The organism is Aerococcus agrisoli, from assembly GCF_003797145.1.
Classification (GTDB): Bacteria; Bacillota; Bacilli; order Lactobacillales; family Aerococcaceae; genus Aerococcus; species Aerococcus agrisoli.
In genome coordinates this window covers 14,969-34,600 of record NZ_RKMG01000005.1, presented here as the reverse complement: position 1 = coordinate 34,600, position 19,632 = coordinate 14,969, and the positions used below count along the sequence as shown (strand labels likewise).

Genomic DNA, 19,632 nt, shown 5'->3' with positions numbered 1-19,632 from the left:
ATAGGCCAATCATGATAGAGAAAACAAGTGAATTAACGTTAGATCTAGCGGCCTTTGAAGGGCCGCTAGATTTACTATTACACCTAATTAAAGACTTGAAAGTGGATATTTTTGATATTCCAATTAATATAGTCACTGACCAATATCTGGCATATATTCATACTTATGAAAACTTATCTTTAGATATTGCGTCAGAATATTTGGTGATGGCAGCAACACTCTTGGAAATCAAAACCCAAATGATGTTGCCAAAAACACCCAAAATGAGTGATGAAGAAGAGGATGAAGATCCCCGTGATGCTTTGGTTGAACAGCTATTGGCTTTTCAACAGTATCAAGAAATTTCACATATTTTGGCGGACAAACAAGCTGAACGTTCATTGGAGTATACCAAACAACCATCAGACTTATCAGCCTATCAAGATAAAATTCCAATGACAGGTCGTCAATTAACACCTGATGATTTATATCGTGCTTTGCAAAAAATGGCTTTCCGCTTGAAAAACCAACAACCCATTCAAACGACCATTGCGAATGATGGTTATTCGGTGAATATGGCTATGTCGGATATTCGCCAAGCATTTGTGGATGCGGACAAGCAAATCTTGATGTTTCAAGAAACGGTCTTTGCCGGTAAAGTACCTTCAAGGGGCTATTTCGTAACCTTATTTTTGGCTATTTTGGAATTAGTGAAGGCAAATGAGTTATACTTGTATCAGGAAACAATTTCAGATGATATTCAATTAATTAGACGGGAGGAAAGTGAATGAGTGCTGTAGGCGCGATTGAGAGTTTACTTTTCGTAGCAGGTGAAGATGGCATTGCCATCGATGAACTAGCAAACTTGCTAGAGATGCGACAAGAGTGGGCTTTTTACTACGTCATGGTTTTGGGGCAAAAGTTAAAAAATGATGATCAAGCAGGTTTACGGTTAACGGTCATCAATGAACGGGTGCAATTAGTCACAAAAAGTGAATACGGTCAAATTGTTAAAAATTATGCTGTGTCACCTTTTGCAACGAAACTTTCCCAAGCTGCCCTTGAAACTTTAGCAATCATTGCTTACCAACAACCAATTACGCGAATGGCCATCGATGATATTCGAGGTGTGCAATCGTCGAATATGATTCATAAATTGTTGGAGCGTGATTTAATTATGGAACAGGGTCGTCAGAATTCACCAGGGCGTCCCATAATTTATGGCGTGACAAACTATTTTTACCAATATTTTGGTCTAGAATCATTGGAAGACTTGCCAGATATCAACAACTTGGTATTAGATGGATCAGTTAACGAAGAGACCCTATTTAAGATTGATGAAAATGGGGAGCCGGAACAGAAAGATTTTTCAACTAAAGTAGCAACAAGTAAAGAGGAAACAATTAGCGAAGATGCAGACGATGCATCAGCAGACGCTTAAGTTCTTCTAAAAATAGGAGTTAAGAAAAAAATGGAACGATTACAAAAAGTAATGGCGCACGCGGGTGTGGCATCGAGACGTGAATCAGAAAAATTAATTGAAGCTGGTCGCGTGAAAGTGAATGGTCAAGTAGTGCGAGAACTTGGTTTCAAAGTATCTCACCAAGACCGTATTGAAGTGGATGAAGTCCCAATCTATAAAGAAGAACCAGTATACTACTTGTTCTATAAACCACTAGGGGTTATTTCAGCTGTTAAAGATGACAAAGGACGTAAAGTCGTTACGGATTATTTCCCAGATGTGCAACAACGTATTTATCCTGTTGGTCGTTTGGACTACAATACATCGGGCTTGTTATTACTAACCAATGATGGTGAATTTGCCAATACTTTAATGCATCCACGTTATGAAATTGATAAAGTGTATGTAGCCAAAGTAGAGGGTGTCATCAAAGGGGAAGAACGAAAAGCACTTGAACGTGGTGTAGAAATTGATGGTGTGATGACTGCACCTGCGAAAGCACAAATTCTATCTGTGGACCGCGATAAAGATAGTACGATTATTGAAGTAACCATTCATGAAGGTCGTAATCGCCAAGTACGTAAGATGTTAGAAGCAATTGGTCATCCTGTGACCAAATTGAAACGGGAACAATACGGCTTCTTGAATTTATACGGTTTGCGTCCAGGTGATGCACGCACTTTATTGAAACATGAAGTGCAAGAATTAATGGATAATGCTAAAAAGAAATAATTTAAAAAAATGAAGCAACTTACTTGAAATAAGTAAAAATGATGCTATAATAATCTTGTAATTAAATTTAAATTTAAATTTTAAGCAATCTTCAGGGCAGGGTGTAATTCCCGATCGGCGGTAAAGTCCGCGACTCCCATTTGGGACTGATCTAGTGAAATTCTAGAACCGACTGTAAAGTCAGGATGGAAGAAGATGGGCGAACTATGCTTGTTTGCTCGTACTCTTTTTACCTTGAAGGTGGAAAGAGTTTTTTTATTTCCACCTTTAAGTGCCAACCCCATGAAGTAGAAAAGGAGAAAGTAACATGGGAAAAAGTAACACGCAACAAATCGTTTTGGTCGCAATCGTAGGAGCTATATCATTTATACTAATGTTTGTTGGTTTTCCAGTAATTCCAGCATTACCATTTTTAAAGGTTGATTTTTCAATCGTTCCATTATTACTGATTGCATTTGTATATGGTCCTAAAGGTGCAATTGGTGCAAGTTTTATTGCCAACTTCCTCCACTACATGTATACAGGTGGGGAAATGGGTATTCCAATTGGTGATACAACAGCATTTATCGCAACAATTGCTTATATCTTACCAATCTACTACATTCTAAAAGACCAAATGCTTGCAGCATATACCAATGTTGGTAGCGATGTTAATATTAGTCACGGCAAAACAATTACAGCATATGTGATTTCAATCTTGTCTTTAACAATTGTGATGACTATCTTGAACTACTTCGTAATCACACCATTCTACATGCAAGTAATGAACTTTGATGTTGGCAACATGCAAACATATCTTTTAGCTGGTATCGTACCGTTCAACTTAGTAAAAGGTGTATTGGTATCATTATTAGCACACTTTGTATTAGTACAAACTCTACCAACAATGATTCGTCGTTTTGGTAGCCCTCAATTATCTCGTCAATAGAGATGCGTTTTCGTTTCATATTTGTTATAGTAAAGCTATCGAGTATTGAACGAGTAAAAATAAACAACGTTATTTGGAGGGATTTTCTTGGACACTTTATTAATGGCTATCGCATATAAAGCCCAAGAACTCCCTGCAAATTCGGTATATCAAGTGTTGATTGGCAAGCGAACCGCCACAACACTTTTTTTTGCGTTTTCAAACCATATGATTAGTCATATTGGTTTATATCCTAAGCTTACAAAAGAAACATGGGCAGCCTATTTAAAAGAGGCGACCAATTATCCGTCTATTTCAGCTATCTATCGTCACCATGCACAAGCTGAGTTCCTTGAGATGTTAGTGGAGGATATCCTTCCGTTACGAGATGGCTTGATTATCTCTAGTAGTCGTCAAGTTTACCGTCAATCTTTACAATTGATGATGCAGGTTGTGTCCTATGCCAACGTACACGAACACACCTATATTCCAATTATTCAAGATATTCATGCGCAGTTTTTGGTGAAAATGTGGGTAACCCGCGTGAAAACAACATTCAATTATCAGTTGGCTGACGTCGCTAACTTGATAAAATCTCAGTTGTTGACCGACTTGAGTCGTTATCCGGATGAAGCAGCCATGGTATTTTTACAACAATTTGAAGGGGCGCATATATCTGCCGTCACACTAGACCAAGTCGCCGAAATTCATGAGGCAAGCAAACGAGAAATGCTCATCGTGCAACAAGCTTTGACGGATGATTTGTGGGCGCGATGGTTGAATGCAAAAACAATGGATCCCGGCCAAGTTTTACTCACGGACTTTGTTCAAGTCGTAGATTCATTTTTCAAAAAGTGGAATGATTCAACGAACAAAACGGCCATCATGATGAAAAATACCACCACACCAGTGGCAGAAATGGCCAATAAACGTTACTTAAAACCATCGACGATTACCGAGCATTTTGTGGAAATTGCCTTCAGTCAGCCAGAGTTGTTGGTGGAACGCGTAAAGGCGTCTTTAAAACTTGCCGATATCCAGGTCTTATTAGATCATGAGCCGGATGCAACTTTTGATGCCTTTAAAGACCGATTTGGCGAACAAGATTATTGGTTATATCGTTATTGGAAAATTATTTATCAGAAGGGACAGGATGGCTTATGGTATGGCAAACAAAATTAAAGCAAATGACCGGTTACGATCATTTTAAGCCTGGCCAAGCAGAGACATTAGCGGTTTTAGAAAAAGGTCAGAATGCCTTAGCCATTTTGCCAACAGGTGGCGGTAAATCATTGATTTATCAACTATATCAATACCAAGCACCGGGCATCACTGTGATTGTGTCACCCTTGATTTCGCTCATGCAAGACCAAGTTGGACAACTTCAAACAATGGGGCTGGGACCTGGTATTGCGCTAAATTCAACCTACGAAAAGAAACAACAAGCCTATATTTTACATCACTTGGACCGTTACAAATTCGTATTTATATCACCTGAAATGCTGCTAAAACAAGAAGTTCGGTCAAAACTAAAAACAATGCCTATTCATTTGCTAGTGGTTGATGAAGCACACTGTATTTCACAGTGGGGCTTTGATTTTAGACCAGAATACACGGAATTAAAGGCCGTTCGTCAATTTCTGGGTAATCCACTGACCCTTGCTTTATCGGCAACTGCATCTAGTGAAACCTTGCAAGATATTCAGACCTATTTATTTGAGCCTGAAGAACAAGCGGTACTGATAAAGGAATCTGTTGACCGTCCAAATATTTTTTATGTTTTTGAAGAATTAGGGCACACAAATGAACGCGAAACAAAGCTATTAGAGTGGCTAGCAGAATTACCTAAACCAGGCATTGTCTATGTACATCATAAGAGTGAGTTAGAGGCCCTAACTAAATTTGTCAAAGCACAAACTGAGTTTCAGGTGGCATCTTATCATGGGGACCGTACATTAGCAGATCGACACATTATTCAAAACCAATTTATAAATGGACGATTAGATGTTGTTTTTGCAACTTCAGCCTTCGGTATGGGGATTAACCATCCTAACATCCGGTTTGTCCTGCACTATCATTTACCCAAAAATATCGCTGACTTTGTTCAAGAAATTGGACGAGCTGGTCGGGACCAAGACCAAGCGGTTGCTGTCGTTTTATATGATCAAAGTGAACGCGCACGTCTTCAACAGATTCGCCGTGTGTATGAAGAAGAGGCCGACTTGTTAGAAAGTTTATTGGGACCATTATTTGATGGGCGGTTGACTGTAGAAATGTTGGATCGCTACTCAGATTCAATTGCAGCCATGTTGAGATTTTATAAACATCATTTTCGCAACTTAACTGAAGCTAAAGCACATGCGCAAAAACTGCGCCAAACCAAGATGCAACAAATTTACCAAATGCTTGATTTGATGAATCATGACGGTTGTTACCGAGAGCTATTACTGCATCACGCCGACGAGACCCTGGAAAAGAAACCAGATTTGTGCTGTACGCACTGTAATTCTGATTTTAGAACCCATGCTAGCTGGCTTGAATTCATGCACTTACCCAAAGTATTGCAATTTTTACAGGAACATGCACCCAATGAAACGAACAAGTTCGCCTGGCGGACACGTTTAGATGAATTATTTAGCTAGCAAAAGGGGATAAACTTTTGTTAAACTACTCAATGTGTTACTGACATTAAATGGGTTACATGGTACAATTCTTAATGATAAGAAAGGGGTAGCAGGATGAAGTTCTGGGATAAATTAACCAAAAAAGATCAAAAAAATTCAGAGGATAGCTTTGATCAAGTGCAAGATGATTCAGTTGAAACTGACCAAGTCCCCCCTACTAGCGATGATTTTCAAAATCAAGGCTTTGGTGAGTTTGAAAACTTAAAGAATCAAAAATATACACGAACTGCACGCAATAAGAAGAATAATAATGACACTATTTCGACCACTTCGAAAGTATTAGCCTTCTTGTTATTTGTGATGATTGTTGTGCCAATTTTAGTATTCGCTTATATGAATAATGAAAGTCGTGTACCTGAACCTGAATCTACGGAGCAAGTGATGGTATCTAAGACCCAAAATATTGAGTCGATGTCTAAAGCTAGCGAATCAGCTTCAGAATCAGCATCAATCTCTGTATCTGAATCTATTGCTGCCTCAGAAAGTGCTGTAGCTGCATCTGAGTCAGAATCTAAACGTTTGGCGTCAGAGCAAGAATCTTCAAGCATTGCAGCTAGTGAAGCAGCCGAATCAGCAGCAATTGTCGCAGCGCAAGCAGCTTCAGCAAGTGCAGCCGAATCAGCATCGATCGCTGCATCTCAATCACAAGCAGCTGAATCAGCATCAGTCGCTTCAGAAAGCGAATCATCATCTACAGGTACCTACACTGTTCAAGCAGGGGATAACTTATACCGTATTGCGGTAAACAATGGGATGACTTTAGATGAACTTTTAGAGTTAAACGGTCTATCAGCAGGTTCTAGTATTGGACCAGGGACTGTATTACGTGTAACAGAATAACAAAGCAAAATTGAAAGAGTGGTGGACAGATTGTCTAAAGCGATTCAAATCGCCATCGATGGTCCTGCATCGTCAGGAAAAAGTACCATCGCCAAAAAATTGGCTAAACGATTAGCCTATGTATATTTAGATACAGGTGCAATGTATCGAAGCATTACCTTACTTGCATTAGAACAAGGTATTGAAGCAAGTGATAATCAAGCACTACGCGCCTTAGCAGAAGCAAGTGAAATTGTCTTCAAGGTGAACGCAGATGGGCAAAGTGTCTGGGTGAATGGCAAAGATGTTACAGATGAAATCAGAACTGATCAAGTATCACAAGCAGTTTCTGCATATTCCGCTGTATCTGATGTCCGTGAAGTCTTAGTGGAAAAACAACGTGATTACACCAAGGGTGGTCAAGGCATTATCATGGACGGCCGTGATATTGGTACAGTTGTTTTACCAGCAGCAGAGTTAAAGATTTTTCTAACAGCATCAGCTGAAGAACGCGGCCAACGTCGCTTTCTAGAAAATCAAGCTAAAGGGTATTCAGAAATGAACCTGGAAGAATTGATAGCTGATATTAAGCGCCGTGATCTTTATGATTCAACTCGGGAAGATAGTCCACTGAAACCTGCCGATGATGCCATTATTTTGGATTCATCAGATATGGATTTGGATCAAGTGGAAGAAGCCATTTTTGCATATGTAAACAAAGTATTATCACAAAATTAAACTATGGACCAGAGAGAATACATAAAAGAACGCTAAATTCAATAGAAATTAGGGTTCTTTTATGCTGTTTTAAGTTTTATTGGTTGAATATAGTTGAAATAAGTGATATAATGATAATTGATCATTGGCTTAGTGCGAATGAGGTAGTACATTTAGGAGAGGATTTAGAGTATGTCAAACGAATTTAATCAAAATCAAAATAACGAAGAAATTCCATCAATGGAAGAGATTCTTGCTGAATCAGTAGAAGTAAAAATTGGTGATACAGTAACAGGTGAAGTATTATCAATCGACGATAACCAAGTAATTGTTGGTATCGAAGGCGCAGGTGTTGAAGGGGTTATTCCTTTCAAAGAATTATCTGCTACACCAATCGACTCAATTACTGATGTCGTAAACATCGGTGACACTTTAGAATTAGTAGTCATCAAACAAATCAAAGAAAAAGAAAATGGTTCATTCTTACTTTCTCGTCGTCGTATCGAAGCGAAAAAAGTATGGGCTGAATTAGAAGCTAAAGCTGAAAACGGTGAAGTAATCACAGTTCCAGTTAAGAGCGTAGTAAAAGGTGGATTAGTTGTTGACGCGGGTGTACGTGGTTTCATCCCAGCTTCAATGGTTGAAGACTTTTTCGTAGACGATTTCTCTCCTTACAAAGGCCAAGAGTTAGAAGTTAAAATCGTTGAAATCGAACCAAGCGAAAACCGCTTAATTCTTTCACACAAAGAAATCGCTGCTGAAAAACGCAAAGCGGAACGTGCTGAAAAATTAGGTTCATTCAACGAAGGCGACAAAGTTACAGGTACTGTAGCTCGCTTGGCAAACTTCGGTGCATTCATCGACTTAGGTGGCATCGACGGTTTAGTACATATCTCACAAATCGCTCAAGCACACGTTAACCATCCTTCAGATATCTTAAGCGAAGGTCAAGAAGTTGAAGCTTTAGTTCTTGCAGTTGATGAAGAACGCGGACGTATTTCATTGTCTATCAAAGCTTTACAACCAGGACCTTGGGAAAATATCGAAGAAAAAGCGCCTAAAGGTGCTGAATTAGAAGGTACTGTACGTCGTTTAGTAGACTTCGGTGCGTTTGTTGAAGTATTCCCAGGCGTTGAAGGTTTAGTTCATATTTCTCAAATTTCACATGAACATATCGCAACTCCTGCTGACAAACTTACAGAAGGTCAAACAATTCAAGTGAAAGTTTTAGATGTTGATCCTGAAAACGAACGTTTATCATTATCAATCAAAGCTTTAGAAGAAGCACCAGAAGTTGATGCATCTGCAGCACAAAGTGCTCCACGTGAAGAACGTCGTCAAAACAAACCTCGTAAACAAAACAACAATCGTCGTAACACTACATCAAACACAACTTCAGATGAAGAATCTGGATTCACATTTGGTGATTTACTAGGCGATCAATTAAAAGACTTCGATTTCGGTGACGATAACGAATAATTTTTATTAATAAACCATAATTTGGTTTGATGGTAGGTTGGGGAAACTCACCTACCTTTTTTATTGAAATAGATAAAGATGTCGAGAGGAGGCAAATACATGTCAAATTTAACAATAGCTATTGTAGGACGACCAAACGTTGGTAAGTCTACAATTTTCAACCGTGTTGTTGGGGACCGTATTTCAATTGTACAAGATGAACCCGGTGTAACACGTGACCGAATCTATGCACAAGGTGAATGGTTAGGAAAACAACTAAACGTGATTGATACTGGTGGTATCGAATTTAACGACCAAGATTTCATGACACAAATTCGTTTGCAAGCTGAAATCGCAATGGAAGAAGCTGATGTCATTATTATGATGACAAACGTACGTGATGGTGTAACCAAAACGGATTCGCAAATTGCCAGCATGTTACGTAAAACTGACAAACCTGTCGTTTTAGCAGTCAACAAAGTGGATAACCCTGAACAACGTGCAGAAATTTATGATTTCTATTCATTAGGTCTAGGTGACCCATTCCCAATCTCAGGTTCTCACGGTTTAGGTATCGGGGATATTCTGGAAGAGGTATTCAAGCTAGCACCAGACGATATTTCAAATGAAGAAGATGATGATACTATTTCATTCGCTTTAATTGGACGTCCAAACGTAGGGAAATCCTCTATGGTTAATGCGATTCTAGGTGAAAACCGTGTGATCGTTTCAAACGTAGCAGGTACAACCCGTGACGCCATTGATACAAGTTTCGAAGAAGACGGTCAAGTCTTTAAAATTATCGATACAGCCGGAATCCGTAAACGTGGTAAAGTCTATGAAGCGACTGAAAAATACTCAGTGATGCGTGCTATGCGTGCCATTGAACGTGCACAAGTATGTTTGGTCGTATTAAATGCTGAAGAAGGTATTCGTGATCAAGATAAAACAATCGCGGGTTATGCGCATGAAGCTGGCCGTGGTATTATCATCGTCGTGAATAAATGGGATACACTTGAAAAAGATAATCATACAATGAAGAAATTCACTGATGATATTCGTCGTGAATTCCAATTTATCGAGTATGCACCAATCTTGTTTGTATCTGCAGAAACTAAACAACGTTTAACGCAATTACCAGAGATTATTGCCCATGTTCATGGTAACTTTAACCGTCGTATTCAATCATCATTATTGAATGAAGTATTGGTTGAAGCGATTCGTGTGAACCCTGCACCATCTGATAAAGGTAGAAAACTTCGAATTTACTATTTAACACAAGTGAAGACAGCACCACCAACATTTGTGGCATTTGTAAATGATGAAGAATTAATGCATTTCTCATATGAGCGTTTTCTTTCAAATCAAATCCGAAAATCATTTGATTTCTTAGGCACACCTATACAAATCATTACAAGAAATCGGAAATAGCCGAAAAATTGTAAATTTATCGTGAAATTTGACTAAAAACGTTGTTATATAGCGGTTTGTATGGTATCCTAAAAAAGGATTATCTGAGAAGTATTTCGATTATCCTGATATTTATCTTAAGATAAATATTTCCGAGAATATTCGGAGGAGGTGAAATTAGAATGGCAAATAAAGCAGAATTAGTACAAAACGTTGCAAATGCAGTAGGTGATTCTAAAAAGAACGTCGCTCCAGTTGTTGATGCAGTTTTCGAACAAATCGAAGCATTTTTAGCTGAAGGTGAAAAAGTTCAATTAATCGGTTTCGGTAGCTTTGAAGTACGTGACCGTGCGGCTCGTAAAGGTCGTAACCCTCAAACTGGTGATGAAATCGAAATTCCTGCAAGCAAAGTACCAGCTTTCAAACCTGGTAAAGCGCTTAAAGACGCAGTTAAATAATGATTTTAGAAACGTCGTCGATGTCCTAGACATCGGCGGCTTTTTTTATTGGTTTTTGTCTCAGTAAGGTCATTATGATGATGTTGAATCCTTTTCAAACTAAACTTAATAGAAAAATGAAAAAGAGGGCTGCTTGGCCCTCTTTTCATATTGATTTTTAGAAGTGATTCGGTGGAATTCATACTGATAGTTTAGGATTTTATTAGGCTTGTTAGGGATTGTATTTATTGAAATTAAAATAGCCGCTATTTGAACACTTCAGGGCGCTGAAGTGTTCAAAATGAGAAAATTCGCGTCACACAGAGGGCTGTGTGATTTCCTTTTTTGAAGCCGAATCACACAGGCAGTTTTGTGAACCTTTTTTTCTCATAAATGTTCACACAAGCCCTTGAAGTGATCAATATCCGCTTTTATCCATTTTGATAAATAAAAAATTGTATTTTTTATATTATCCCTGTTAACCTTATGGGAAATCGTACAACTTAGATTCCAAGGTTTCGATTTTATGATCTTCCACGGTCAAGGCACTATACTTCCTAACTTCATAACTTGTATGAATTACATATTTTAACAAAACAAAAGCAGAGAACGTTTCTTTTAAAGAACTGTTCTCTGCTTTTTGTCGGCTGTTGTTTCAGCCGCTTTTTTGATGTATTTAAATGGTTTTGCCCGGGATTAATCTGACTGGCAAGACGAAATGTTTGTCTGCATCTTGTTTGACGTTCTTTTCGTTTTTAATTTGTTGTAACAGTACATCCACCAATAAATCGGCTAATTCTTCGATAGGTTGACCAATCGTTGTCAGATGTGGCATATAGGTCTGAATAAATTGTGTACCATCGTAACCAACGATTTTAATGTCTTCAGGAATACGCATGCCCAGTTCTTTGGCCATATTCATCACTAGAATTGCCGTCAAGTCATCGGAACAGAAGATGGCATCCGGTTTTTCATCAGCCAAAAATTGTTTAATCAGCATTTGCTTGCGTAGGTGAGAATAGTCACGCGATAAAGATTTCACTTGGCCTTTTAGTCCGGCAGCTTTTGTGACATCCATGAAGGCTTGGTAACGTAAAAATGTTGGCGAATTAGGATCGTTTGAACCAGTAATCATCCATAAATTTTTAGGCTCTTGACGAAGCAAGGTTTCTGTCGCCAATTGTCCACCTTGGTAGTTATCACCTGAAACGATGGGAATATTCTTCCCAATATAGCGGTCGAATGACACAACGGGTGCATTGATGCGTTCATAGTCGTCATAGTTAAGGTTATGTGCACCAGCGATAATCCCGTCAACCTGATTAGACTGTAACATTTGCAAGTAATCCTGCTCTTTTTCGGCATCGCGTTCAGAGTTACAGATAATTGCTTTATAGCCTTTTTTGAAAAGAATTTGTTCTAAATGATTCACTAGCTCTGCATAGAAAATCGTCGATAAATTGGGAAAAATAAGGCCCACGAATTTCGTCGATTTTCCTTGTAAACTGCGGGCTAAGGAATTGGGGAAATAATTCAATTCCTTCATGGCTGCTTCTACTTTTTGAATAGTTGCTTCTGATAGGTAGCCCTTATGATTAATGACTCTGGAAACCGTGGTCACACTCACGCCTGCCAGGGCAGCGACGTCTTGCAATTTTGCTTTCATGATTGAATTGCACTCACTTTCTATTACATGGATAGTGGCCAAACTTGGTTTTGACGTGTACCACTAGCAATGATATTTGTTTGATCCTTGTCTCCAGGGAAAATGCGTGAAGACAGGACGTAGGCACCATGGTTAACGAAAATTTCAAGTACTGAACTGTCGGCGAAAATATTTACGGTCACAGGTTCACCAGGAGTTAGGTCTAGCTGACGACTCGTACCGAAATCTGTCGCAAATGTTGTACCCATGTTGCTACGATCAAGGATAAGTGTACCATTTTTCGTATCAATCGATAAGGTAACTGCTTTAGATTTGTCGACATTCGCAAATAATGCAATTTCAGCTGTTTGATTTGCATCCACGGTGAAGGCATATTCATAATGGTTGTGGCCTAAGTCAATTTGTGTACCAAAAGTCTGTTCTTCACCGCGTAATTGTAAGGTTTCAGCTACTGGATATTGGAAGAGTTGATCATTTTGAATGCGGTACTCTTTGACTAACGATAGGGCACCTTGGTAGCCGTAGTCATCGCTCGGATAATCAACTTCAGGTAATCCAAGCCAAGAAACGCCAAGTACGCGACCATCTGGGCTGTTGATTAATTGACTGGCGTAAGCATCAAAACCGTAGTCTAAATTCTGTAATGTGCCGGCTCCTGTCAATGTGCCATCTTCAGTAAACGCATCGGCGATAAAATAGGCATTTGGATAGATATTTTTGCTGTCGAGTTGGTCTGAGGAGATACCTTGTGGACAGAAAGTCACAAAGGCTTTGCCGTCTACGAAATTAATATTGGGACATTCAAACATATAAGCTGTGTCTGCTTGAGGGACGGTCAACTCACTATGGAATGTCCATTTAGTTAAATCATTGTCCGTGGCTTTATATAGATATAAAGCCGCTTTTAAATCAGACTTGCGTTGACCACCAATCACAATCCATGATTCGCCATTTTGACTGAAATACATAGGATCTCTAAAATGATCAGTCGCTAGGTCAAGTGGTGGTATAATGGTCATTTTTTCAGATGCCAGCTGGTTGTCGCTATCCATGGTCACGGTATTTTGAAGAGGGATACGTGTCCAATCTTCATCACGGACATTACCTGTGTAAAAAAGACGTAGCACATCACCATCAGCAATCGCTGTACCTGAGTATGCACCATGTGAATCTAGGGCACTATCTGCTTCTAAACCAAGACCTAGCGCTTGCCAGTGGATGAGATCCTCACTCACTAAATGGTTCCAACTCTTTAAACCATGAACTGGTCCAAATGGATAGTATTGATAGAAGAGATGCCATTGACCGTTAAAATAAGAAAAACCATTGGGGTCATTTAGCAAACCGGTTTTGGGTTCGATATGAAATTGATTACGCCAAGGTGATTGGTCAGCTAGGGCATTTAGTTCAGCAAGATAACTTGGGGACCAGTCGGCGTATGCACGATAACGTGCTTGCTGGTCAAATTGATATAAAGAAAATGTCATAATAGGCCTCCTAAAATCTTGTGGGACGGGGGAATTTGTATATAAATGTCCGATGTCGTCAAATACTATGCATGTTTATTTTAAACATCCTTGCATAAAAAGGCAAACGTTTTCACTGTTTAAAGCCTATTAAAATAACTTTTTAAAAAAATCTAAAATAATTTATGTTAAACGTTTGACATAATTTCCCATACTTGGTATTATTTGTTTGTAGGAATGAAAACGCTTTATTTAAAAGTAAGCAATTATTTGTATTTGTTAGTAAGTATTTATCAATAGAAAGAGGTATGAAGATGGATCATAAAGAGGTAGCAAAACGTATTGATGCAGCTTTGGGACAAGACAATGTCGTAACAGCAGCACACTGTGCCACACGTTTACGTTTAGTCGTAAAAGATGTAGGAGCAATTGACCAAGAAGCTTTAGACAACGACCCAGATTTGAAAGGGACTTTCCAAGCCAACGGTCAATATCAAATTATCGTTGGACCCGGTGATGTAAACAAGGTATATGACGAATATACTGCGATTGCTGGTATCAAACAGGCATCAACTGAAGAAGTAAAACAAGCTGCGAAAGATCAAGGAAAAACAAATCCATTCATGCAAGTCATCAAAGTCTTGTCTGACATCTTTGTACCATTGATTCCAGCTTTGACTGCTGGTGGTTTGATCATGGCTATCAACAACGTCTTAACAAGTCCTAACTTGTTCGGACCTTTGCCATTAATCGAAATGTATCCAGCATGGGCTGACTTTGCTGACATGATTAACATGTTTGCTTCAGCAGCATTTGCCTTTTTACCAGTATTAATTGCCTTTTCAGCAACCAAACGTTTTGGTGGGAATCCTTACCTAGGTGCTGTTATGGGGTTAATCATGGTAATGCCACAATTGGTCAATGGTTATAACGTAGCTGCAGCCGTAGAATCTGGTGAAATGCCATACTGGAATATTTTCGGCTTACAAATTGCCCAAGCTGGTTACCAAGGACAAGTATTACCAGTTATTGGGGTAGCGTGGATCCTAGCTAAATTAGAAAACTTCTTCCATAAGATTCTAAAAGATGCAGTCGACTTTACCTTTACCCCAATGTTGACAATTATTATCACTGGTTTCATTACGTTTACTGTAGTAGGACCTGTATTACGTACAGCATCTGATTTCCTATTAAACGGTTTAGTAGGTATTATCTCAGCAACTGGCGCTATCGGTTACGGTATCTTTGGTCTATTCTACTCAGCAATCGTGTTAACTGGTTTACACCAATCATTCCCAGCAATTGAAACAGCATTGATTGCGGACGTTGCTAAAACAGGTGGGGACTTCATCTTCCCAATCGCTTCAGTAGCCAACGTAGCACAAGGTGCAGCAGCATTAGCAATCTACTTCGTTACCAAAAATGAAAAAACAAAAGGTTTAGCAACATCATCATCACTTTCAGCAATGTTAGGTATCACAGAACCAGCAATGTTTGGGGTTAACTTGAAAGCCCGTTACCCATTCTTTATCGCTTTAGGTTCATCAGGGATTGCATCATTACTACTAGGTTGGTTTAATGTTCGTAGTCAATCATTAGGGCCAGCAGGTGTAATTGGTTTCATTGCCATTATTCCAGAATTCATCCCTGTATTCATGATTGCTATCGTCATCTCAATCGTATTAGCCTTCACCGGTACATTCATTTACGGAAAATCTGTTATGAAAAAAGAAGCAGCAGTTGAAGCTGCAGCCAAAGCCGAAGAAGCACGCGTCGTAAAAGAACACCAACAAGCAGCTCCTGTAACGCCTGTAGCCGCTGATAAACAAACAACAACTACAACACCAGTAGCACATGCCGTTTTCGCACCAGTTGCTGGTACAACAAAAGCACTTGCAGACGTGAGTGACCCAGTCTTCTCACAAGGAATGATGGGTAAAGGAATTGCCATTGTGCCAAATACTGAAGGTAAAATCGTTGCACCAATTTCAGGTCAAGTAACGATTGCTTCTGAAACAGGACATGCATACGGCATTACTGGAACAGATGGTTTGGAAATCTTAATCCATGTAGGTATCGATACTGTTCAATTAGATGGTCATGGCTTCACGACAAACGTGAAACAAGGTGACACGATTACACAAGGACAAATCTTAGGTTCATTTGACCTAGCAGTGATTCAAGAAGCGGGTTATGCTAGCGATGTAATGATCATCGTAACGAACTCAGGAGACTATGCAGATGTAACAGGTAAAGCTGGACTTGAAGTAGCCACTGGCGATATCATCTTAAATGTTGATGAAAAAGCATAAGGTTTATCCACTAAAATAGATAAATGACTTGTATAAAAATGGTTGGGACTTTCGGGTTCCGACCATTTTTTGCATTCCCAGTGAAATTCCCTATCTTTTAGTCGCCTTGCAAGATTTTAAGGGGTGAAATATGCTAAAATAGGCTAGGTATAGGAGGTTGAAGACTTTGGATAACTTAGTAAATGAATTTATTTCATACATACAACAAAATCAACCAGCAAAAGCGAATGAAACATTCGAAAAATTATTAGATCAATTAGCAACCGCATCCTCAGAAGAGATTGCACATACCGGCTATCAACTTGCTCAACTAGGCTTTGTCGATTATGCCAATGAAATTTATACCTTAGGTGAAGAACGATTCCAGACAGAAGATTCTTGGGTCCTATTAAAAGGGGAACTAGCCCTGGATAATGGCCAAGTAGAAGAAGCTATCGATGAATTGTTGAAAATCATGCCTGAGAGTGACTTATATGTAGATGCATTATTATTACAAGCAGATGCATATCAAATGTACAACTTGCCAGAAGTAGCTTTAGTGAAATTGAACGAAGCCCGTCAATTAGCACCAAACCAACCGGTAATCTTGTACGGTATTGCTGAATTGCAATTCCAACAAGGTGAATTCCAACAAGCCTTACCATTATATGAACGCTTGTTAGGTTCTGAAGAAACACCGGAAGAATTGCTAGATATTATTGAAGAACATTTTACTTATGCGAAAGCAGCAACCGGTGATTTCGAAGAAGCCATTGAGTTAATCGAAGCTACACCAGAAGCTGACCGTACAGTTGGCCAACGTGAACAATTGGCCTTTTACTATGTTGAAACAGAAAACTTTGAGAAGGCGAATACCATTCTTGAAGCCTTGCATGAAGATGGTAAATTGTCAGAAAACTTGCTAGCCCTTTTTGCGACTGTAAAAAATAGCTTCCATGACCATGACGGTGCCTTAGAAATGATTGACCAAGCCATTCAAGTCAATCCATATGATGCCCGTTTATACTTCCAAAAAGCGCAATTTGCCCAACAAATTGGGAACTTGGAAACAGCTGAAGAAGCCTTAGAGTTAGCCATCGATATTGATCCAGAATACGGACAAGCCTTAGAGTTGTTGTTACAACTATTTATTGATGAAGAAAACTATGGTACAGCCAGAGCCTTGATTCAAGATATGGACGAACAAGGAATCGAATTTGACCGTTATGTTTGGATGAAAGCAAAAGTCTTCCAAGAATTAGAGGAATTTGAGTATGCAGCGCAAGCTTACCAAGATGCCTATAAAGAATTAAAAGAAGACCATTCTTTCTTACAAGATTACTTTATCTTCCTTCGTGAAGCAGGTAATTGGGGACAAATTAAAGCAGCGTTCGATGCGCAACCAAGCCTAGCGCAAGTTCCAGAATTCCAAAACACCTACGAACGTTTGCAAGAATGGTTAGCTGAACGCGGCGAATATTAAGACACATAGTTTTGCGGTAAAAGGAGAGACGAGAATGAGAGTTTTAGTGACAGGATTTTTAGGTCGTATGGGATCAACATCAGCCAAAATGGTTGTCGATCATGAAGGTTTTGAATTAGTAGCCCTTGTAAATACAGATTTAGATCAACATGTAGATGCGGTTACCGCTTGGTCTAAAGAAGCACCCGTATTTGCTAGTATTGAAGAAGCCATTGAACAAGTGGATATCGATGTTGCCATTGATTTCACTGTACCAGCAGCGGCTTTTGCTAATACCAAATACTACATCGACCACAATATTCATCCGGTAATTGGGACAACTGGTTTTACCGATGAAGAAATCGACCAGTTAACACAATTATCAGCAGCGAAAAAATTAGGTGGTTTAATCGCACCAAACTTTGCTATCGGTTCAGTTTTAATGCAAATTTTTTCAGCTAAGGCAGCTAAATATCTGCCAGACGTTGAAATTACTGAAATCCACCACAATCAAAAACTAGATGCACCAAGTGGTACCGCTGAAAAAACAGCAAAACTGATTTATGAAGCACGTGGTGAGCATGTTTCTGGTCATCCAGACGAAAAAGAAACCATGCCAGGTGCTCGTGGCGCTGATTTCCACGGTATCCGTATCCACTCATTACGTTTACCAGGTTACAACTCACACCAAATTGTACAATTCGGTGGGGTCGGCGAAGCCTTAACCATTCGCCAAGATTCATTCGACCGTAGTTCATATATGCCTGGCGTAGCATTGGCAGTTGAAAAAGTAGCGAATTTACAAGGTCTAGTGTATGGTTTGGAGCATCTTTTAGATGACTAATGCACGTGAATTTGAACAAGCTGCACCCATTTTAGCAATCCTACATGATGCTGGCTACGAGGCATATTTTGTAGGTGGGGCAGTGCGCGACTATCTATTAGATTTACCCATTCACGATGTTGACATCGCGACATCAGCATATCCAGCCGAAGTCCAAGCCCTATTCCCACGACATTTCGATGTAGGAATTGAGCACGGCACGATCATGGTTTGGTTTGAAGGGGAAACCTATGAAATCACCACTTTTCGTACCGAGTCAACCTATCAAGACTTCCGAAGACCGGATAAGGTAACCTTCGTCCAAAATCTGGAAGAAGACCTGTTGCGCCGTGACTTTACCATCAACGCCTTGGCCATGACAGACCAAATGACCATCGTTGACTATTTTGACGGTAAAACCGACTTGAAGGAAGAAATCATTCGTGCAGTTGGTGTACCTCATGACCGATTCCATGAAGATGGCTTACGCATGATGCGTGGTGTTCGTTTTGCCAGCCAATTAGACTTTGATATTGAAGACAAAACACTTCTAGCAATCGAAGAAAACGCAGCTATCCTAGAGCACATCGCAGTCGAACGTATCACAGTTGAAATGAACAAACTGTGGATTGGTAAGAATTGGCAAAAAGGCCTCGCTTACTTTTTGAAGAGTGGCCTTTATTTGCACGTGCCTGTGCTGAGTGACTATGCCACAAGTCTTCAACTACTGCTTGACGAAACAGAAGGAGAACAAGCTCTGGCTAATGCTGAATTCGCTTGGTCGCTCATGTTCTGGCGTCATTTTGTCCAATCAGGAGCCAGTGACTTACAAGACAGCCACAAAGCTATTCGCCAACTAGGCAAGGCTTGGAAGATGTCTAACCAAGCAGTCGATGACATTACGGCTTATTTTGATATATGGCATTTACGTACAAGTAAAGCCTCATGGGATTTGGCGGATTATTACGGCAAAGACCCAGAAAAACTATTGGCTGTTGAAGGCTATATGCAAGACCAAGTAGCCTCAGGTAAAAGCCTGTTCGCTGATTTGGCTAGTTCAGCAGATCCAATGAAAGTACAAACTGAAATTGACCGGTTGCCGATTCATTCTCTGAAAGAGCTAGCGGTTAACGGGCGTGTGATTATTGCTCAAATCAATCCTGATAACAAGCGTGAAATTGGCTTGATGCTTAGCTTTTTAGAGGCGGCTGTGCTTGATTTGAAGGTAGTCAATGAGGAAGCCGCGCTTTTAACATATTTAAGAGAACATTACCAAGCCAATTAAATTTGGGCTTGAGATGAAATTACATGTAGGAAGG

17 protein-coding genes and 1 riboswitch are annotated in these 19,632 nt (G+C 39.6%); of the genes, 15 read left to right on the top strand and 2 right to left on the bottom strand.

What is annotated here, in order from left to right:
* Window positions 1-11 precede the first annotated feature (11 nt).
* The 11 genes from EF384_RS02525 (at window position 12) to hbs (ending at window position 10,626) form a co-directional block, all read left to right on the top strand.
* Window positions 12-770: a segregation/condensation protein A gene (locus tag EF384_RS02525; RefSeq protein WP_123779420.1), complete on the top strand. Its 759-nt coding sequence runs from the start codon at window positions 12-14 to the stop codon at window positions 768-770.
* A complete protein-coding gene (scpB, locus tag EF384_RS02520; RefSeq protein WP_123779419.1) occupies window positions 767-1,420 on the top strand; it encodes an SMC-Scp complex subunit ScpB in 654 nt (217 codons plus the stop codon). The genes EF384_RS02525 and scpB overlap by 4 nt, the downstream gene beginning before the upstream one ends.
* A gap of 30 nt (window positions 1,421-1,450) precedes the next feature.
* Window positions 1,451-2,173, top strand: coding sequence for a pseudouridine synthase (locus tag EF384_RS02515; protein WP_123779418.1), 723 nt, complete (start codon window positions 1,451-1,453; stop codon window positions 2,171-2,173).
* An 83-nt stretch (window positions 2,174-2,256) separates the two neighbouring features.
* A riboswitch (FMN riboswitch) is annotated at window positions 2,257-2,374 on the top strand.
* Window positions 2,375-2,480: 106 nt separating this feature from the next.
* On the top strand, window positions 2,481-3,101 hold the full coding sequence (locus EF384_RS02510) for an ECF transporter S component (RefSeq protein ID WP_123779417.1): 621 nt from the start codon (window positions 2,481-2,483) through the stop codon (window positions 3,099-3,101).
* An 87-nt stretch (window positions 3,102-3,188) separates the two neighbouring features.
* A complete protein-coding gene (locus EF384_RS02505) occupies window positions 3,189-4,262 on the top strand; it encodes a hypothetical protein (protein ID WP_123779416.1) in 1,074 nt (357 codons plus the stop codon).
* A complete protein-coding gene (locus EF384_RS02500) occupies window positions 4,241-5,722 on the top strand; it encodes a RecQ family ATP-dependent DNA helicase (RefSeq protein WP_123779415.1) in 1,482 nt (493 codons plus the stop codon). The genes EF384_RS02505 and EF384_RS02500 overlap by 22 nt, the downstream gene beginning before the upstream one ends.
* 96 nt (window positions 5,723-5,818) lie before the next feature.
* Window positions 5,819-6,604, top strand: coding sequence for a LysM peptidoglycan-binding domain-containing protein (locus EF384_RS02495; RefSeq protein ID WP_123779414.1), 786 nt, complete (start codon window positions 5,819-5,821; stop codon window positions 6,602-6,604).
* A gap of 30 nt (window positions 6,605-6,634) precedes the next feature.
* Window positions 6,635-7,321 carry a (d)CMP kinase gene (cmk, locus tag EF384_RS02490; protein WP_123779413.1) on the top strand — a complete coding sequence of 229 codons (687 nt, stop codon included), beginning with the start codon at window positions 6,635-6,637 and terminating at the stop codon, window positions 7,319-7,321.
* A gap of 171 nt (window positions 7,322-7,492) precedes the next feature.
* On the top strand, window positions 7,493-8,779 hold the full coding sequence (gene rpsA, locus EF384_RS02485; RefSeq protein ID WP_123779412.1) for a 30S ribosomal protein S1: 1,287 nt from the start codon (window positions 7,493-7,495) through the stop codon (window positions 8,777-8,779).
* A 99-nt stretch (window positions 8,780-8,878) separates the two neighbouring features.
* Window positions 8,879-10,189 carry a ribosome biogenesis GTPase Der gene (gene der, locus EF384_RS02480; protein WP_123779411.1) on the top strand — a complete coding sequence of 437 codons (1,311 nt, stop codon included), beginning with the start codon at window positions 8,879-8,881 and terminating at the stop codon, window positions 10,187-10,189.
* Window positions 10,190-10,350: 161 nt separating this feature from the next.
* On the top strand, window positions 10,351-10,626 hold the full coding sequence (gene hbs, locus EF384_RS02475) for a non-specific DNA-binding protein Hbs (RefSeq protein ID WP_094518335.1): 276 nt from the start codon (window positions 10,351-10,353) through the stop codon (window positions 10,624-10,626).
* Between the two features lie 655 nt (window positions 10,627-11,281).
* On the opposite strand, the gene EF384_RS02470 is transcribed toward hbs, so the two are convergent.
* Together EF384_RS02470 and EF384_RS02465 are read right to left on the bottom strand one after the other, a co-directional pair.
* The gene (locus EF384_RS02470; RefSeq protein WP_123779410.1) at window positions 11,282-12,271 is read right to left on the bottom strand and encodes a LacI family DNA-binding transcriptional regulator; all 990 of its coding nucleotides are present in this window, start codon (window positions 12,269-12,271) and stop codon (window positions 11,282-11,284) included.
* 23 nt (window positions 12,272-12,294) lie between these two features.
* Window positions 12,295-13,758, bottom strand: coding sequence for a sucrose-6-phosphate hydrolase (locus EF384_RS02465; protein ID WP_123779409.1), 1,464 nt, complete (start codon window positions 13,756-13,758; stop codon window positions 12,295-12,297).
* 293 nt (window positions 13,759-14,051) lie between these two features.
* Here EF384_RS02465 and EF384_RS02460 point away from each other — a divergent pair, with 293 nt between their 5' ends.
* From EF384_RS02460 to EF384_RS02445, 4 genes are all read left to right on the top strand, one after another.
* Window positions 14,052-16,049: a sucrose-specific PTS transporter subunit IIBC gene (locus tag EF384_RS02460; protein WP_123779408.1), complete on the top strand. Its 1,998-nt coding sequence runs from the start codon at window positions 14,052-14,054 to the stop codon at window positions 16,047-16,049.
* A 166-nt stretch (window positions 16,050-16,215) separates the two neighbouring features.
* Window positions 16,216-17,511, top strand: a complete 1,296-nt coding sequence (locus tag EF384_RS02455) for a tetratricopeptide repeat protein (protein WP_123779407.1) — start codon at window positions 16,216-16,218, stop codon at window positions 17,509-17,511.
* 34 nt (window positions 17,512-17,545) lie between these two features.
* Window positions 17,546-18,334: a 4-hydroxy-tetrahydrodipicolinate reductase gene (dapB, locus tag EF384_RS02450; protein WP_123779406.1), complete on the top strand. Its 789-nt coding sequence runs from the start codon at window positions 17,546-17,548 to the stop codon at window positions 18,332-18,334.
* The gene (locus EF384_RS02445; RefSeq protein WP_123779405.1) at window positions 18,327-19,598 is read left to right on the top strand and encodes a CCA tRNA nucleotidyltransferase; all 1,272 of its coding nucleotides are present in this window, start codon (window positions 18,327-18,329) and stop codon (window positions 19,596-19,598) included. Before dapB ends, EF384_RS02445 begins: the two co-directional genes overlap by 8 nt.
* The last annotated feature ends 34 nt before the right edge of the window (window positions 19,599-19,632 follow it).

What these genes read in the sequence shown, in the direction of transcription:
- EF384_RS02525 (WP_123779420.1), top strand. Translation starts at nt 12, where the DNA reads ATGATAGAGAAAACAAGTGAATTAACGTTAGATCTAGCGGCCTTTGAA.
- scpB (WP_123779419.1), top strand. Translation starts at nt 767, where the DNA reads ATGAGTGCTGTAGGCGCGATTGAGAGTTTACTTTTCGTAGCAGGTGAA.
- EF384_RS02515 (WP_123779418.1), top strand. Translation starts at nt 1,451, where the DNA reads ATGGAACGATTACAAAAAGTAATGGCGCACGCGGGTGTGGCATCGAGA.
- EF384_RS02510 (WP_123779417.1), top strand. Translation starts at nt 2,481, where the DNA reads ATGGGAAAAAGTAACACGCAACAAATCGTTTTGGTCGCAATCGTAGGA.
- EF384_RS02500 (WP_123779415.1), top strand. Translation starts at nt 4,241, where the DNA reads ATGGTATGGCAAACAAAATTAAAGCAAATGACCGGTTACGATCATTTT.
- EF384_RS02495 (WP_123779414.1), top strand. Translation starts at nt 5,819, where the DNA reads ATGAAGTTCTGGGATAAATTAACCAAAAAAGATCAAAAAAATTCAGAG.
- rpsA (WP_123779412.1), top strand. Translation starts at nt 7,493, where the DNA reads ATGTCAAACGAATTTAATCAAAATCAAAATAACGAAGAAATTCCATCA.
- der (WP_123779411.1), top strand. Translation starts at nt 8,879, where the DNA reads ATGTCAAATTTAACAATAGCTATTGTAGGACGACCAAACGTTGGTAAG.
- hbs (WP_094518335.1), top strand. Translation starts at nt 10,351, where the DNA reads ATGGCAAATAAAGCAGAATTAGTACAAAACGTTGCAAATGCAGTAGGT.
- EF384_RS02470 (WP_123779410.1), bottom strand. Translation starts at nt 12,271, where the DNA reads ATGAAAGCAAAATTGCAAGACGTCGCTGCCCTGGCAGGCGTGAGTGTG.
- EF384_RS02465 (WP_123779409.1), bottom strand. Translation starts at nt 13,758, where the DNA reads ATGACATTTTCTTTATATCAATTTGACCAGCAAGCACGTTATCGTGCA.
- EF384_RS02460 (WP_123779408.1), top strand. Translation starts at nt 14,052, where the DNA reads ATGGATCATAAAGAGGTAGCAAAACGTATTGATGCAGCTTTGGGACAA.
- dapB (WP_123779406.1), top strand. Translation starts at nt 17,546, where the DNA reads ATGAGAGTTTTAGTGACAGGATTTTTAGGTCGTATGGGATCAACATCA.
- EF384_RS02445 (WP_123779405.1), top strand. Translation starts at nt 18,327, where the DNA reads ATGACTAATGCACGTGAATTTGAACAAGCTGCACCCATTTTAGCAATC.